This is a genomic window from Stenotrophomonas sp. 99219_Sma (assembly GCF_056480785.1).
This window is the reverse complement of the sequence record NZ_CM151117.1, coordinates 3,911,026-3,925,703: the sequence shown is the minus strand read 5'-3', so window position 1 is coordinate 3,925,703 and position 14,678 is coordinate 3,911,026. Positions and strand designations below refer to the sequence as shown.

At 67.0% G+C, this 14,678-nt stretch carries 14 protein-coding genes; 9 read left to right on the top strand and 5 right to left on the bottom strand.

The window, feature by feature from the left end:
* The first annotated feature begins 3 nt into the window (after nt 1–3).
* The 4 genes from ACZK13_RS17890 to ACZK13_RS17875 all read left to right on the top strand — a co-directional run bounded on the left by ACZK13_RS17890 (nt 4) and on the right by ACZK13_RS17875 (nt 6,587).
* Nucleotides 4–1,032 (top strand): SIS domain-containing protein, encoded by a 1,029-nt coding sequence (locus ACZK13_RS17890; protein ID WP_049400482.1) that lies wholly within the window; start codon nt 4–6, stop codon nt 1,030–1,032.
* Nucleotides 1,032–2,180, top strand: a complete 1,149-nt coding sequence (gene nagA / locus ACZK13_RS17885) for an N-acetylglucosamine-6-phosphate deacetylase (protein WP_253145343.1) — start codon at nt 1,032–1,034, stop codon at nt 2,178–2,180. Before ACZK13_RS17890 ends, nagA begins: the two co-directional genes overlap by 1 nt.
* A complete protein-coding gene (locus tag ACZK13_RS17880; protein ID WP_253145341.1) occupies nt 2,180–3,259 on the top strand; it encodes an acyltransferase family protein in 1,080 nt (359 codons plus the stop codon). The genes nagA and ACZK13_RS17880 overlap by 1 nt, the downstream gene beginning before the upstream one ends.
* Before the next feature lie 298 nt (nt 3,260–3,557).
* Nucleotides 3,558–6,587 carry an autotransporter family protein gene (locus tag ACZK13_RS17875; RefSeq protein ID WP_253145339.1) on the top strand — a complete coding sequence of 1,010 codons (3,030 nt, stop codon included), beginning with the start codon at nt 3,558–3,560 and terminating at the stop codon, nt 6,585–6,587.
* Between the two features lie 108 nt (nt 6,588–6,695).
* Here ACZK13_RS17875 and ACZK13_RS17870 read toward each other — a convergent pair whose 3' ends face one another.
* A complete protein-coding gene (locus ACZK13_RS17870; protein WP_019338418.1) occupies nt 6,696–7,124 on the bottom strand; it encodes a hypothetical protein in 429 nt (142 codons plus the stop codon).
* Between the two features lie 417 nt (nt 7,125–7,541).
* Between ACZK13_RS17870 and ACZK13_RS17865 the strand changes: the two genes are divergently transcribed.
* The 4 genes from ACZK13_RS17865 (at nt 7,542) to ACZK13_RS17850 (ending at nt 9,702) form a co-directional block, all read left to right on the top strand.
* Entirely contained in the window at nt 7,542–8,579 is a 1,038-nt protein-coding gene (locus tag ACZK13_RS17865) for a S41 family peptidase (protein ID WP_253145337.1), read from the top strand.
* 3 nt (nt 8,580–8,582) lie between these two features.
* Complete coding sequence (locus tag ACZK13_RS17860; RefSeq protein WP_478482013.1) at nt 8,583–8,918, top strand: hypothetical protein; 336 nt, start codon at nt 8,583–8,585, stop codon at nt 8,916–8,918.
* A gap of 49 nt (nt 8,919–8,967) precedes the next feature.
* Entirely contained in the window at nt 8,968–9,402 is a 435-nt protein-coding gene (locus tag ACZK13_RS17855) for an SseB family protein (protein WP_049429399.1), read from the top strand.
* Nucleotides 9,403–9,504: 102 nt separating this feature from the next.
* Complete coding sequence (locus ACZK13_RS17850) at nt 9,505–9,702, top strand: hypothetical protein (protein WP_125895627.1); 198 nt, start codon at nt 9,505–9,507, stop codon at nt 9,700–9,702.
* Nucleotides 9,703–9,748: 46 nt separating this feature from the next.
* Here the strand turns inward: ACZK13_RS17850 and ACZK13_RS17845 are convergent, their stop codons facing one another.
* The 3 genes from ACZK13_RS17845 to ACZK13_RS17835 form a co-directional block, all read right to left on the bottom strand.
* Entirely contained in the window at nt 9,749–10,969 is a 1,221-nt protein-coding gene (locus tag ACZK13_RS17845; RefSeq protein ID WP_125895626.1) for a multifunctional CCA addition/repair protein, read from the bottom strand.
* Between the two features lie 114 nt (nt 10,970–11,083).
* A complete protein-coding gene (locus ACZK13_RS17840; protein WP_049429401.1) occupies nt 11,084–11,320 on the bottom strand; it encodes a hypothetical protein in 237 nt (78 codons plus the stop codon).
* A gap of 106 nt (nt 11,321–11,426) precedes the next feature.
* Nucleotides 11,427–13,412 carry a transglycosylase SLT domain-containing protein gene (locus ACZK13_RS17835; RefSeq protein WP_293794528.1) on the bottom strand — a complete coding sequence of 662 codons (1,986 nt, stop codon included), beginning with the start codon at nt 13,410–13,412 and terminating at the stop codon, nt 11,427–11,429.
* 151 nt (nt 13,413–13,563) lie between these two features.
* Between ACZK13_RS17835 and ACZK13_RS17830 the strand changes: the two genes are divergently transcribed.
* Nucleotides 13,564–13,971 (top strand): ExbD/TolR family protein, encoded by a 408-nt coding sequence (locus ACZK13_RS17830; protein WP_032128960.1) that lies wholly within the window; start codon nt 13,564–13,566, stop codon nt 13,969–13,971.
* A gap of 9 nt (nt 13,972–13,980) precedes the next feature.
* Here ACZK13_RS17830 and ACZK13_RS17825 read toward each other — a convergent pair whose 3' ends face one another.
* Nucleotides 13,981–14,583, bottom strand: a complete 603-nt coding sequence (locus ACZK13_RS17825; protein WP_180838422.1) for a hypothetical protein — start codon at nt 14,581–14,583, stop codon at nt 13,981–13,983.
* Between the last annotated feature and the right edge of the window lie 95 nt (nt 14,584–14,678).

Here is a 14,678-nt window from a genome sequence, read left to right as displayed (position 1 = left end):
GCCATGTCGCTGTCAGACCCCACGTCCACCCTGATGTTCGCCGAGGCCGCTGAAGCGGCCGACGTGGTCGCGCGCCAGTTCTCGCGCAACCACGCCACCATGGAAACCCTGGCCGCCAGCCTGCGTGCGGCGCCGCCGCCGTTTGTGGTCACCTGCGCACGCGGCAGCTCCGACCATGCCGCCACCTATGGCAAGTACCTGCTGGAAACCCAGCTGGGCCTGGTGGTCGCATCGGCTTCGCCGTCGGTGGGTTCGGTCTATGCCGCACCGCTGCAGCTGCGTGGCGCGCTGTTCATCGTCATCTCGCAGTCGGGCAAGAGCCCGGACCTGCTGCGCAACGCGGAAGCTGCCAAGGCCGCCGGCGCGCGCGTGATCGCACTGGTCAACGTCGAGGACTCGCCGCTAGCGCAGCTGGCCGATACGGTCATTCCGCTGCATGCCGGTGCCGAGAAGAGTGTGGCGGCGACCAAGAGCTACCTGGCGTCCCTGGCCGCGCTGCTGCAGCTGGCTGCCTACTGGAAGCAGGACGCAAGCCTGCGTGCGGCGCTGGACCTGCTGCCGGACGCGATGCGCGAGGCCTGGCAGTGCGACTGGACGCCGGTGACCGAGGGCCTGGTCGAGGCGACCAACCTGTTCGTGCTCGGCCGTGGCCTGGGCCTGGGCGCGGCGCAGGAAGCCGCGCTGAAGTTCAAGGAAACCTGCAGCCTGCATGCCGAAGCCTACAGCTCGGCTGAAGTGAAGCATGGCCCGATGGCGCTGGTCGACCGCGGTTTCCCGGTGCTGGCCTTTGCCCAGCCTGATGAAACCGGCGCCGGCACGCGTGCCGTCGTCGAGGAATTCACCGCGCGCGGTGCACAGGTGTGGATGGCCGGTGCCGGTGGCAACCTGCCGGTAGCGGCCGCGCCGCATCCGCTGTGCGCACCGCTGCTGACCGTGCAGAGCTTCTACCGCGCGATCAACGCGCTGGCGTTGCGTCGTGGCTTCAATCCGGATCTGCCGCCGCACCTGAACAAGGTCACGGAGACGGTGTGATGGCCACGGTCCTGCGCAATGCCCGCATCCTGGCAGGCGACGAGTTCCGCGACGATCTGGCGGTCGTGATCGAGCATGGCCGCATCAGCGCGCTGCTGCCCGATGCAGCGCCGCAGCTGGGCCAGGCCGCCGAGCAGGTTGATCTGAGCGGTGGCTGGCTGCTGCCCGGTTTCATCGATGTGCAGGTCAATGGTGGCGGCGGCGCGCTGTTCAACAACACGCCAGACGTGGCGGCACTGCGCACCATCGCGCAGGCGCACCGCCGCTTCGGTACCACCGCGATGCTGCCGACGCTGATCAGCGACGACGTGGGCGTGATGCGTGAAGCCATCGATGCGATGCGCGAGGCGATCGCGCAGGGTGTGCCAGGCGTGATCGGCATCCATCTGGAAGGACCGTACATCGCGCCGGCCCGCAAGGGTACGCACGATGCCAGCAAGTTCCGTGTGCCAGACGAAGCAGAGATCGCGCTGGCCGCATCGCTGGACAACGGTGTGACACTGCTGACGCTGGCACCGGAACGCGTGCCGCTGGAGACCATTCGCGCGCTGGTCGAGCGCGGGGTGATCGTTGCCGCTGGGCATACCGCAGGCACCTACGAAGAGATCCGCGCCGGTCTGGATGCAGGCGTGCGTGGCTTCACCCACCTGTACAACGCGATGTCGCCGCTGCAGGGCCGTGAGCCCGGCGCGGTGGGCGCTGCGCTGGAAGACCGCGACAGCTGGATCGGCATCATCGTCGATGGCGTGCATGTGCATCCGGCCAGCCTGCGCGTGGCGCTGGCAGCCAAGCCACGCGGCCGCCTGCTGCTGGTCACCGATGCGATGCCGCCGGTTGGCGCCGACGATCCCAGGTACGTGCTGTACGGCGAAACCATCACCGCCATCGACGGCGTGGTGCGCAATGCCGCCGGTTCGCTGGCGGGCTCGGCGCTGGACATGGCCACCGCGGTGCGCAACACCGTGCAGCTGCTCGGCCAGCCACTGGCCGAAGCCGCGCGCATGGCCTCGACCTATCCGGCGCAGTTCCTCAACGTTGACGATCGTCTGGGCCACATCGCCGAGGGTTACCAGGCCGACCTGGTGCTGCTGGACGATGCCCTGCAGGTGCGTGGCACCTGGATTGCCGGACAATACGAGGCCGCTTGATGGCCGATCCCTTGAAGGGAAGTATGCCGCCGCGCCGCCTGGGCTCGATCGATGCCCTGCGCGGCATCACCGTGGCGGCAATGCTGCTGGTCAACAACCCGGGTGACTGGAGCGCGGTGTTCGCGCCGCTGCGTCATTCGGAATGGCATGGCTGCACGCCCACCGACCTGGTGTTCCCGTTCTTCCTGTTCCTGGTGGGCGTGTCGATGGCCTTCAGCGTGGCGCCACGCGCGCTGGACACGGCGGCGCGACCCGCGTTGGCGCGCGGCGTTCTGGAGCGCGCACTGCGCATCCTGGTGGCCGGTGCGTTGCTGCACCTGCTGATCTGGTGGGCGCTGGATACCCATCACTTCCGCATCTGGGGTGTGCTGCAGCGGATCGCGGTATGCGCGGCGCTGGTGGGCGTGCTCGCGGTGTATGCGCGTCCGCGCGCACAGGCGGCCGTACTGGTCAGTCTGCTGGTGGGGTATACCGTGCTGCTGGGCGTCGGCGATCTGGCGCCGTGGACCAATCCGGCCAGTCGTCTGGATACCGCGCTGTTCGCACCGTGGATCTACCAGTGGCATGCCGATACCGGGCTCGGACATGACCCGGAAGGATTGCTGAGTACGCTGGGCGCGCTGGCCAGCACGGTGCTCGGCCTGCTTGCCGGTGGCCTGCTGCGCAATGGGCGTTCGGCGGCATTGGCCGGGCTGGGCGTGGCGACCGCTGTGCTCGGCCTGTTGCTGGCCATCTTGTTGCCGCTGAACAAACAGCTGTGGACGCCCAGTTACGTGCTGTGGACGGGCGGTCTTGCGGCGCTGGCGCTGTGGCTGGGCCACGTGCTGATCGACCAGAAGGGCTGGCCGGCGCTGGGCCGGCGCTTCGGGGTCAATGCAATCACCGCCTATCTGGGCGCATCGGTGATGTCGGTGGTGTTGATGGCGACCGGCGCCTGGGGCTGGATCTGGCAGCAGCTTGCCACCGCGATGCCGCAGGCGCTTGAGCTGGCGTCGATGCTGCAGGCGCTGGCGTTCGTCGCGCTGTGGTGGGGCGTGGCGTGGTGGCTGGACCGGCGGAAGATCTATCTGAAGATCTGACCCCATCCGCCAACGGCATCCACGCATGGCGTGGATCTACCAGGTGCCATGAGTGAATCGATTGGCAATGCAGGGTCAGTAGATCCACGCCATGCGTGGATGCTTTGCGCGTGATTCCCAAGTGCCAAAAAATGAACGATTTCAGCCACATCACATTGGCGTGAGGACCGGGCGATTTCACATCTGAACTGTGATTCTCTGCACGCAAGTTCACCTGTCGAAACGGTTCACCACACGGCAGACTGCAAGCGCAGTGCCGCACATACGCAGTTCCTGATTTCCCGTCCAGGAGTGCCCCATGTCCCGTGCCGTTCCGCGTGCGTTCCGCCCGCGCCGCCTTGCTGTTTCCGTGTTGCAGGCCCTCGCCGTTCCGTCCCTGCTTCTGACGACCGCCAGCGTCGCCTGGGCCGGCTGTAACAACTCGACACCGACCGCCGGCCAGACGGTCACCTGTGATGCCAACGCACCGAATCCGCAGACCGTTCCCGTTGCCGCCAGTGGCGCGGCCGGAATCACCGTCAACGTCGGCAATGGTGCCCAGTTGCAGCAGAGTGGTGGTGGATCGGCCCTCGTGCTGGTCGGTGCCGGTGGTCACCTGCTGTCAAACCAGGGCACGATCAGTTCGGTGGGCGGTGTGGCCGTGCAGCTTGGGGGTGGCAGCCGCGTCGACAACCGCGGCAGCATCAGCACCGGCAACAACATTGCCCTGCAGTTCATCGGCGCAGGCGACAGCGTGCTGGTCAATCGGGGAACGATCAGTGGTCAGACCGGCGTGCAGTTCGATGCGGGCAACGATCGCTTCGAGATGCAGAGCGGCAGCATCACCGGAGGCGTACTGCAGGGCGATGGAAACGATGTGCTGCTGCTCAGTGACGGCACGATCGACAGCGTCGACCAGGGCGGTGGCGATGACCAGATGACTGTCACCGGCGGCACCGTCACCGGCGTGGTGGTGCAGGGCAGCGGCCGCGACGATTTCGTCATGACCGGCGGCACCGTCGGGGCCCTCCAGCAGGGTGACAACATCGATACCTTCCGCATGAGCGGTGGCCGCATCGTCGGTGCGTTCGAGGATGGCGACCAGGCCTGGATGACCGCTGGCCGCATCGGCCGCGTCAACATGAAGCTGGACAAGAATCTGTGGGATCAGTCCGGCGGCATCGTTGAGGGCAACGTGGTCACCGGCTTCGACACCGACACCATCATCATCTCGGGTACGGCCTACATCGGCGGCAACATCAGTGTCAGTGGTGGTGCCGACAGCGTGACCATCACCGATGGCACCGTGCGCGGCCAGGTACTGCTCAGCACCGGCAACGACACCTTCAACTGGAACGGCGGCGGCATCGTCTACGGCGCGATCGACATGGGGCCGGACAACGACGTGGCCAACCTCAGCAACCTCAACCAGGGAAACCTTGGTGCAGTGCCGCTGTTCGACGGTGGCAGTGGCATCGATCAGCTCAACTTCAACAACGTCAAGGCTGCGGGCGTGGGACGCTTCCAGAACTGGGAGACAATCAGCCTGGCCAACAGCACCGAGCTGAGCTTCGATGGTGATCTGGTGCTGGGTGACAGCGGAACCGGCACCGGCACGCTCACGGTGGATGACACCAGCACTGTCTACGCGGGCAGTGGCGGCCATGCCGTCCGTCCGTTCAACAGTGGCACACTGGTGGAGATGGTCAATGCCGGGCGCATCGACCTGACCGGTGCCGGCGCTGGCGACGTGTTCACCGTGCGTGGCAACTACCGCGGTGACGGTGGCGGCCTGTACCTGCGTACCGTGCTGGGTGCGGACAATTCCACCAGCGATCGACTGGTGATCGATGGCGGTGTCGCCACCGGCACGACCGGCATCGGCGTCATCAACGCTGGAGGCAGTGGAGCGGCCACGTTGGCCGATGGCATCCTGGTGGTGCAGGCCCTGAATGGTGGTCGCACCGCGCCGGGCGCGTTTTCGCTGTTCGCACCGGTGGCGGCCGGTGCCTACGAGTACTTCCTGTTCAAGGGCGGTGTCAGTGCCGGTACCAGCGAGAACTGGTACCTGCGCTCGACCGTAGTGGCCGGGCCTGCACCGGCGCCCAACGGAAGCGGTATCAATGGCGCGCCGCCGCCGCCGACGCCACCCGTCGCACCCCCACCACCGATCACCCCGGCACCGCCACCGCCGCCCGAAGGCGCCACCGATCCGGATCTGACCGCAGGCGAGACCGCGCCGCCACCACCGCCGCCGGAACCCGTGCCGGTGGCGCCGCCCAGTGATCCAGCGGTGCCGGACGTGCCGGTGGCTGGCGGAGCGCTGCCCGGAACCGGTGCGCCGCCGACGCCGGGTGCACGCCCCGCCGAGGGCGCAGTGGTACCGCTGTACCGCGTGGAAACCGCCACCTACGCCGTGGTGCCGCCGCTGCTGCGCGAGACCTCGCTGGCCAGCCTCGGCACGTTCCATGAGCGGCAGGGCGAGCAGCGCCTGCTGTACAACAAGGGCGCATTCCGCACGGCCTGGGGCCGGTTGGTGGGGCAGAGCAGCGAGATCCATTGGAAGGGCGATGCGCAGCCGGGCTTCGATGGCGATGTGATGGGCTTGCAGGCCGGCCTCGATGTGTGGGCCACGGCCAATGACAGCCATCGCAATCAGATCGGCGTGTTCGTCGGCCGCACCCGCGCGCAGGGCAAGACCACCGGCCTGGCACTCGGCTGGGAGAACGTACAGGTGGGCCAGAACCGCCTGGATGACAAGCACGTGGGCCTGTACTGGACGTTCACCGACAGCAGCGGGGGGTACATCGACGCCGTGGCGATGCAGAGCCGTTACGACGGCCGCGTACGTTCCTCTCGCGGGCTCGGCTTCGGCCTGAGCGGCGACGGCACCAGCGTGTCGGTGGAGGCCGGCAAGCCGCTGCTGCACTTCGGTCAGTCCGCATGGTGGCTGGAACCGCAGGTGCAGGTGATCTGGCAGCGCACCTCGCTGGACGACCGTCGCGATGAAGTATCGAGCGTGCGTTTCGACAACGACAATGCCTGGACCGGCCGCATCGGCCTACGCCTGGCCGGCGATTACCAGTTGGCCGACAACGGCTGGCAACCGTACTTCAAGCTCAATTACTGGCATGGCCGTTCTGGCGAGGACCGCGTCGGCTTCGACAACGACACGATCATCAATTCGCAGCGCTCGCGCGCACTGGAAGCCGGCGTAGGTGTGGTCGGGCGCTTCAACCGCACCATCAGTGCGTACGCCGTGGCCGACTACACGTGCGAGCTGGGCGGCGACCGCAACGAGAAGCGCCGCATCATCGAAGGCAACATCGGCCTGCGCGCGGACTGGTGACCACCGCAGGATTGGGTAGGTGCCGACCTGGGTCGGCACTCATCCCGTCACCGCCATGCTCCGCTCTGGTAGGTGTCGACCTTTGTCGACACGAATCCATCGGTGCCATTACCCCGCGCATGCACCCGGCGCCACCAGCGCGCTGGCATGATCGGCCAACACCACCACCGCGTGCAGCAGGCCTTCCTCCACCTGCGGCGGACACTGCGCCTGCGCATCGTCCGTCTCGCGCGCCGACTGTGCAGCCAGCAGTACCCCGCCGCACGCAGACAATGCTGCCAAGCAGCGCGTCGCCTCCGCCAGTTCCCGGCCACGCACATCGCTGAGTTGCCGTTCGCGCCAGACCTGACCATCGGCGGCGTGGCTTTGCGCGATGCCGTGCAACCGGGCGAAGAAGGCCGGCGGCGGAGCGTGTTCATGGGCTTCTGTGAGCGCATCTTCCAACGCTTCGGCTGCGGCATTGGAGAGCTGCAGGCCGGGCATTGCGGCACCGAGCAGTACATGCAGACGTGGGTAGGTGGGGTAGAGCGTGGTCATGGCAGCAACCTCACAAGGCTGGGCCACCTGCAGGGTTGCAAGGTGGCGGGCGGTGCGGGTTGGCGTGCCGGTGAAGCTACCCAAAGGAAACGAAGCCGGCGGATCGGAAGGATCCCCACGCACCGCCCGCCGCAGGACGACGGACGGTGCATTATTCGAGCCCGCGACATGGTCGCAAGCCCGACTTCAAGTAGCTTCATTCAGGACGCCAATCCCGGCCAGCGCAGGAGGCGCCGACGGAGGCAACCTTCTGGCGTTCTACGTGGCGATGACATGGGCAAAGTTGCAATCTACTGATCGCGTGCAAGCTGTCTTGCTGCAATCCGCGGCGGGGCCAGATACGACAGTCCGCGCATGGCGAAAGCCATCACCTGCGGGCTATGCTGTGCGCCTGCCTCAACGACAAGGAAACGTCACATGCAGGTTCGCAAGGGAGTGCGTCGCATTGGTGCGCTGGTGATCGCGCTGGTGGCTGCCAACGCCATGGCCGATACGCCCAAGGCAATCGAGGTGCCCTCGCCGGAGGCGGAGGCCGAGATCCTCAACCTGCTTGAACGGCAGGCGCTGTATCGCGACCGGGTGGACTGGCCTGGCACCCGCACACGACTGCAATCGGTGCAGGGTGACCCCGTGAAGCGGCTGGCGTTTCTGCGCGAAGCCATTGCGGTCAGCACGGGCAATCATGGCGTATGGACGACGACCCAGCGCCAGAGCGAATCCCTTGCGCGCGCGCAGCAGGTCGGCGCCGCCGCCGTGGAAAGGGCCAAGGCCGCCGATGCGGTGGATGCGCGCATCGGCTGGTTGGTCATCGAGGGATATGCCTCCACGCCCGGCGCGACGCCACAGGAAGCGTTCCGCCAGAACATCCAGCGCGCCGCGCGGTGGCAGCAGGTCATCCGCAGCAAGGACGACGGCATGCGCTGTGGCTGGATCGTCGACCTGCGTGACAACAGCGGTGGCAACATGTGGCCGATGCTGCTGGGCATGGCACCGCTGCTGCGCACCTCGGTGGTGAACAACGAAGATGTGGGGTCGTTCGAAACCGCACAGGGGCCGGAGCGCTGGACGTTGACCGCGACCGCCGTGCAGCGTGCAGGCAAGCCGGTGCTGGACTTCGGCCAGACCGGCTATGTGCTGCGGCAGCCTGGCACGCCGGTGGCGGTGCTGTTCGGACAGCGTACCGGCAGTTCGGGCGAGGCCTCGGCGCTGGCGTGGCGTGGCCGTGCGCAGACGCGCAGCTTCGGCCAGCCGACGGCAGGGGTCTCGACTGGCAACAACGTGCGCACACTGGCCGATGGCAGCCGCCTGTTGTTGACCACCACCGTGATGCGCGACCGCAATGATCGTGGTGATGGGTTGAAGATCGAGCCCGACCAGCGCATCGAGGGTGATGCCGCCACTTTGGCCGCCGCCCAAGCCTGGCTGCTGGCCCAACCCGCCTGCCAGGGCCGCTGATCCATGATCCTGATCGGCCAGCAGGAACGGGTGATGGTGGTCGGCCCGACCGAAGCCCACCACTGCCTGCGCTGCCAGACGGAAACCGAGTTCGCCCCCCAGCTGCGCTACAGGATGGCGCGCATCGACCTGCTGTTCGGCCTCACCTACCATCGCCGCTACGAGCTGGCCTGCACCCGGTGCGAGCACGGCTGGGTGCTGGATACCGAGACCATGGACCAGCAGCTGGGCGGGGTGCCGATCCCGTGGCGGCACCGCTTCGGCCTGCCGCTTATGCTGGTGGTGGTGGCCGGTCTGGCGGCGTTGGGCTGGCTGTGGCGGCATGGATTCCTCGGTTGAGGAGCGGGCCTGTTAAAGTCTGCCCTGCAATCACGTACCGGAACCGACCATGGACCACGACACCCCGTTCGACCCCCTCAACGACCTCGAGGTGCGCCTGTTGCAGGCACAGGACGGCACGCTGACTGCGTCGCAGTTCCTCGACGGCCTGCTGACCTCGACGGCGTTCGTGCTGCTGGACAAGGCCATTGGCGAAGATGGCGCCTGGGACGAGAGCATCTCGCCGCTGGTGCTGACCAGCGAGAGCGGCGAGCCGATGTTCGCGGTGTTCACCGCCCCCGAGCGCGCCGGCCTGTGGCACGAGCAGCTGCCGCAGTTTGCGCATGCCATGCCGATTGCGGTGCACGCGCTGTTGGCCGGTATCGGCGACGGCGTCGGCCTGGTGCTGAACCCGGGCCTGGACGTGGGCATGGAGATGATTCCCGATGCCGTGGCCCAGCTGAAGCAGCGTGCAGCGGCGATCACCCGCGGCATGGCGCACTGAATCCAGGGATTGTCTGGTTGCCGGCCAGCGGCCGGCACTACCCGTGATGCCGGACGGCGGCGATGGTTTGCAAGTGCGTCCTGTTCAATGGAGAGGAGCATCGTGGGCAAGCGTTCTAACCGATCGCTGTGGGTCTATGAGATCGGCCTTCTTGCGGGTTTGGCACTGGCAGCTGCGTTCATCACCCGGTTCAATCCGGTGGAGACGCTCCGGTTGGGTGGTTGGCTCTTCCTCTTGATGCAACCTATCTTGTTGGGTGCTCATGCAGTCGACCACTTCTCGCGCAAGCGTCGTCGATAGACGGGCGATGTGAAGGTGCCGGCCAGCGGCCGGCACTACCCGGGCTTCAGCGGGCGGCGGCGATGGCTTTCACCCGCGCCTTGGCCAGCGCCTCGCCAATGGCCGGGCCCTTCAGATGCGTGGTATCCAGATCCCGTGCCTGCACTGACAGCGCCGCCTGGTGCAGGCGCTTGAGCGTCTCGCCCTGCGGGTAGTCGCTGTCCTCGAAACCGAGCCGGCCGCGCTTGTCGGCCTCGCAGCACAGCGCGATGCGGGCCACGCGTTCCGGCCGGCGCAATGCATCGCAGCGACCCAGCAGTTCCAGCACGGTGGCATCGCGCAGTTCGTCGATGCGGTGCACGTTCAAGTGCTCGCGGCAGACCGCTTCGGCCAGTTGCTGGTGCTCGGTGGGAATCTTCAACCTCGCGCACAATGCCTTCAGCGGTTTGATGCCGCGCTGCTCGTGCATGATGTGGCGTGGCCATTCCTCCGGCGGGGTCAGGCCCTTGCCGAGGTCGTGGGTGAGGGCAGCGAAGCCGACCAGGTCATCACCCGGTGCCAGTTTCGCGGCCATGTCGCTGACCATTTCCTGGTGGATGCCGGTGTCGACTTCCGGATGGAATTCGGCACGCTGCGGCACGCCATACAGCGCTTCCAGCTCGGGCAGGATCGGGCCCAACGCATGCGCAGCGTGCAGCGTGCGCAGGAAGGCGGAGGGCCGTTCACTGACCAGCGCCTTGCGCAGTTCCTGCCAGACGCGTTCCGGCACCAGCGCGTCCAGCTCGCCACTGGCGGCGACCTCGCGCATCAGCGCCATGGTCTCTTCGGCGACGGTGAAGCCCACTGGCGCGAAGCGTGCCATGAAGCGCGCCGCACGCAGCACGCGCAGCGGATCTTCCACGAACGCCGGGCCGACGTGGCGCAGCACGCGCTGCTCAAGATCGCGAACGCCACCGTAAGGATCGACCAGCGTGCCGGTTTCCTCATCGCAGGCGATCGCGTTGATGGTGAAGTCGCGGCGCTGCAGGTCCTCTTCCAGCGTCACCGCCGGATCGGCATCGACCACGAAGCCGCGATAGCCACGGCCGGATTTGCGCTCGGTGCGCGCCAGCGCGTATTCCTCACCCGTCTTCGGATGCAGGAACACCGGGAAATCGCGGCCGACGGCGGTGTAGCCCTGCGCCTCCATCTGCGCGGGCGTGGCACCGACCACCACCCAGTCGCGGTCGCCGGCAGGGCGTTGCAGCAGGCGGTCGCGCACGGCGCCGCCGACAAGATAGATCTTCATGGGAGGATGATCGCATGCCCGGCGCAGATGCACTGGTAGTGCCGGCCGCTGGCCGGCAACCGCTATTTGCCCAGGGGGTGCCGGCCAGCGGCCGGCACTACCGACGCAGATGCATCACGGCAGGCCGCGCCACTCCGGCACGAACAGGCCGGCCAGGAACCACAGGCCGTAGACGATCCACAGGCAGAGGAAGTAGAGCTTGATCTGCGCTTCGTCCCACAGGCTGCCCCAGCTGTCGACGAAGGCCAGCGACTTCCAGCCTTCCATCCAGGCCGCGCCACCCCAGCGCAGCACCCAGGTGGCGAACAGGCTCCAGGCGGCGAATATCCCGATCCAGGCCAGCAGGCTCATCGCTTTCCCCTCCCCGGGAAACGGATGCCGGGTAGTGCCGGCCGCTGGCCGGCAACCCTTGGATAATGGCCGAAGCCGGCCAGCGGCCGGCACGACCGCAGTGCGATCAATCGCCGCCTTGGTCCGCGTTGGCGGCGCAGCTGAAGCTCTTGCGCTTGTCCACCAGGCGGCCCATCAGGCGGTCGCTCAGCGGCAATGCATCGCCATTGAGGCGCCAGTCGTAGATCACGCTGAAGGCCAGCACGCGTGCGACGTACTCGCGGGTTTCCTTGTAGCTGATGGTCTCGATCCACAGGTCCGGGTCATAACCCGGGCGCTGGCCCTGCCAACGCGCGGTCGGGGTCGGGCCGGCGTTGTAGGCGGCGATGGTCACGTACGGCAGACCGTCGTACTTGTTCATCAGCTGGCGCAGATAGGCGGTACCGATGGCGATGTTGGTGTCCGGGTCGTACAGGCTGTCGGCACCGCCGTAGCCGGTCAGGCCGATCGACTTGGCCACGCCGGCACCGGTGGCCGGCAGCACCTGCATCAGGCCCATGGCGTTGGCAGGCGAGCGCGCGCGCGGGGTGAAGGTGCTCTCGGCGCGGATCTCTGCCGCCACCCAGGCCGGATCGATCGCATTGCGCGCCGATTCGCGGCGGATGGTGGCGTCGTGGTGCAGCGGGAAACGCAGGTCGTACAGGCGCTGTTCCTGCGGCTGCTTGCCGAGTGCGAACACGGCGCGGTCGAACCAGCCATTGTCCTGCGCCACGCGAACGGCGAGGCGGCGCTGGGTGTCATCGAAGCGCGACAGCGCACTGTTCCATTCGGCCACGGCCCAGCCGGCGCGGTCGATCTGGTACAGCGCCATCGCGCGCTGGATGGCTGGGTCGCGCGCGATCACCGTTTGTGCCTGCGCGCTGTCGTTCGGCTTCCACGGGCACAGCGTGTAGCCCTGCTGCAGTTTGTCGGCGGCGAGGAAACCATGGAAGGTCGGTGCGCGCGCGGCCTCGCGGAACAGCGGCTGCGCCTGTTGGGCCTGGCCGGTCTTCTCCAGCATGCGGCCTTCGAAGTAGCGCCAGCGCGGGTCGCTGCGCTGCTTGCTGCCCATCTTGCGGATCGCGGTCAGCGCCGCCGGCCAGTCACCGCGCGACATCGCTTCGCGCACGCGCCACTCGTGCAGGCGTTCGTCGTACGCCGATTCCGGCACCGCGTTGAGGCGCCGCGCCGAATCGGGCAGGTAGGACGCCACCGTCCACAGTGCGATCTGGTACAGCACCTGGCCCTGCTGCTCGGCACTCAGGCCCAGTGCCTGCGCGTACTGAGGCAGCTGCTGTTCGGTGGCGCCGGGATCGGCCTTGGCCAGCTTGGCCAGGCCATCGGTGGCGATGCGCCGGCTGCGCTCGTTGCGCGGCCAGTTCAATGCGCTGGCGTTGGGCTTGTCGACAAACGCGGCGTAATTGTTGGCCAGCGCCAGGTCGGTGGCAGGCAGGCCCCGTGCGGCGCTGCGCATCACAGCGGGTTGCTGGGCGTCGGCGGCAGCGTCGATGCGTTCCCAGCGCAGGGCGTCGCTCAGACCTCCCTGTGCCTGCAGCACGGCAAAAACGGCATCACAGCCGTCCGGCAGCGACTTGCCGTTCTTGCGCCACAGATCCTGCGCTTCACTGATCCACTGCGGATCAACCTTGCCGGTCACCTGGCGCGCGGTCAGCTGCGCACAGCGCAGGCCGGCGTTGTCGGTGGGCGCCCAGTTGGCGAGCAGGGTCGGCCAGTCCTGGCGGCGTGCGACCGAGGGCAGCCATACGCTGCGGAACGTGGTGGCCACGGCCTGGCCGTCATAGCGCTTGAGGAAGGCCTGCGCCTGCGCGGTATCGACGGTGTCGATGTTGCGGCGCAGGTTGGCGTACTCCAGCCAGCCGTATGCCGGATGGCGGCTGAGTGCGGCGGCCTGGCCGGGATCGAACTGGCCGCGTTCGGCGGCAGCGATCGCGGCCTTCAGCTGCGCGTTCTGGGCGTCGAGGGACTGGGCATTGGCGCAGCCGATCAGCAGCGTGGTGGCCAAGGGCAGCAGGGACAGGGCGGTCGAAGAGCGTCGGGTCATGGCGGGCAGCATAGCGGGCAATGGCTGAATTCAGTTTCGCATTGCGTGCACGCGATGGGTCGGCAACGGCAGCTGAATGCTCGTGCAGCAGGCACTGCCTCGCGAGCCTGCGGGCGACGTAGTGTCGAGCTTGGGCGAACGGCCCGGCTGCAGGGAGCGGCACATGGCGTTCAGTAGCGCAGGAAGAAGCGGCCCGCTGGCGGACATCAATGTCACGCCACTGGTGGATGTGATGCTGGTGCTGTTGATCATCTTCATCGTGACCGCGCCGATCGTGGCCCGGCCGATTGCCGTGCAGTTGCCACAGGCCACCGATCGCGTGGTCGACCGTCCCGAACCGCCACCGCCGATCGAGCTGCGCCTGGACGCTGCCAACCAGCTCAGCTGGAATGGCCAGCCGATGGCGATCAGTGAGCTGCAGGCGCGTCTGCAGGCACAGGCGGGCGAACATGCCGGCAACCTGCCGGAGCTGCGCATCGCCACCGATCCGGCGGCCGAATACGAAGGCATGGCGAGGATTCTGGCCGCAGCCGAGGCGACCGGCATGGAGCGCATTGCGTTCGTGCGGTAGTGCGATGTCTCACTGCCGCTCATGCGGTGATTGCTGCATGAGCGGCGCTTCCCCTGCTGACAGCGTCGCATCCAGGATCCGCAGAAAGGCCATTTCAATCTGCGCTGGAACCGGGGTTGGATGTGCTCGCCACCTTCCGGTCCCAGGGGCACGTTCAACGTCGAAAGCAGTCAACTCGGCTCTCTCGAAATCCACCACAACCGTCAATCCCTCTCCCGAGGCCAAGGCCGCATCGTTGGGAGAAGGGCAGTTGTTGCACTCGATCACGCCGCCTGCTCTCGATTCGCCCGCCAGGGAAAAAAGCAGCGTCATCACCGTCGTGACACCCAGCACCGCACTCACCGCTTTCATGATCGACCCTCCCGCGAATGGCTGGAGGTGCGAGTCTGCGCTGGATCGACTAGCGGCGCCTTCTGAAAGAGGGAATTTCAAACTATTCCTGAAACGGTCCGGCAGAGACCCTTTCCATGAATGTGGCAGCCCCCGGCGCGCGCTGTCGCAGCCGGCATCAAGGCTGCCTGTCGTGAACAATATCGTCCGGTCATAACCTGCAGCCATCTGACGCAATCGGCCTGCAATTGCGTCAATTCCGCGTGAAAGAGTGTCGATCATCACGCCGCGATTTTTACCACTTGTTTACAAAGGAGACGGCGCCGCCATGCAGGGAGGGAGTGCGGCAGCCCATGTCCCGACATTCCTTTGGAGAG

Coding starts and splice junctions, on each gene's coding strand:
- ACZK13_RS17865 (WP_253145337.1), top strand. CDS start 7,542: ATGCAGGTTCGCAAGGGAGTGCGTCGCATTGGTGCGCTGGTGATCGCG.
- ACZK13_RS17880 (WP_253145341.1), top strand. CDS start 2,180: ATGGCCGATCCCTTGAAGGGAAGTATGCCGCCGCGCCGCCTGGGCTCG.
- ACZK13_RS17830 (WP_032128960.1), top strand. CDS start 13,564: ATGGCGTTCAGTAGCGCAGGAAGAAGCGGCCCGCTGGCGGACATCAAT.
- ACZK13_RS17870 (WP_019338418.1), bottom strand. CDS start 7,124: ATGACCACGCTCTACCCCACCTACCCACGTCTGCATGTACTGCTCGGT.
- ACZK13_RS17855 (WP_049429399.1), top strand. CDS start 8,968: ATGGACCACGACACCCCGTTCGACCCCCTCAACGACCTCGAGGTGCGC.
- ACZK13_RS17860 (WP_478482013.1), top strand. CDS start 8,583: ATGATCCTGATCGGCCAGCAGGAACGGGTGATGGTGGTCGGCCCGACC.
- ACZK13_RS17840 (WP_049429401.1), bottom strand. CDS start 11,320: ATGAGCCTGCTGGCCTGGATCGGGATATTCGCCGCCTGGAGCCTGTTC.
- ACZK13_RS17890 (WP_049400482.1), top strand. CDS start 4: ATGTCGCTGTCAGACCCCACGTCCACCCTGATGTTCGCCGAGGCCGCT.
- ACZK13_RS17825 (WP_180838422.1), bottom strand. CDS start 14,583: ATGATCGACACTCTTTCACGCGGAATTGACGCAATTGCAGGCCGATTG.
- ACZK13_RS17875 (WP_253145339.1), top strand. CDS start 3,558: ATGTCCCGTGCCGTTCCGCGTGCGTTCCGCCCGCGCCGCCTTGCTGTT.
- nagA (WP_253145343.1), top strand. CDS start 1,032: ATGGCCACGGTCCTGCGCAATGCCCGCATCCTGGCAGGCGACGAGTTC.
- ACZK13_RS17835 (WP_293794528.1), bottom strand. CDS start 13,412: ATGCTGCCCGCCATGACCCGACGCTCTTCGACCGCCCTGTCCCTGCTG.
- ACZK13_RS17845 (WP_125895626.1), bottom strand. CDS start 10,969: ATGAAGATCTATCTTGTCGGCGGCGCCGTGCGCGACCGCCTGCTGCAA.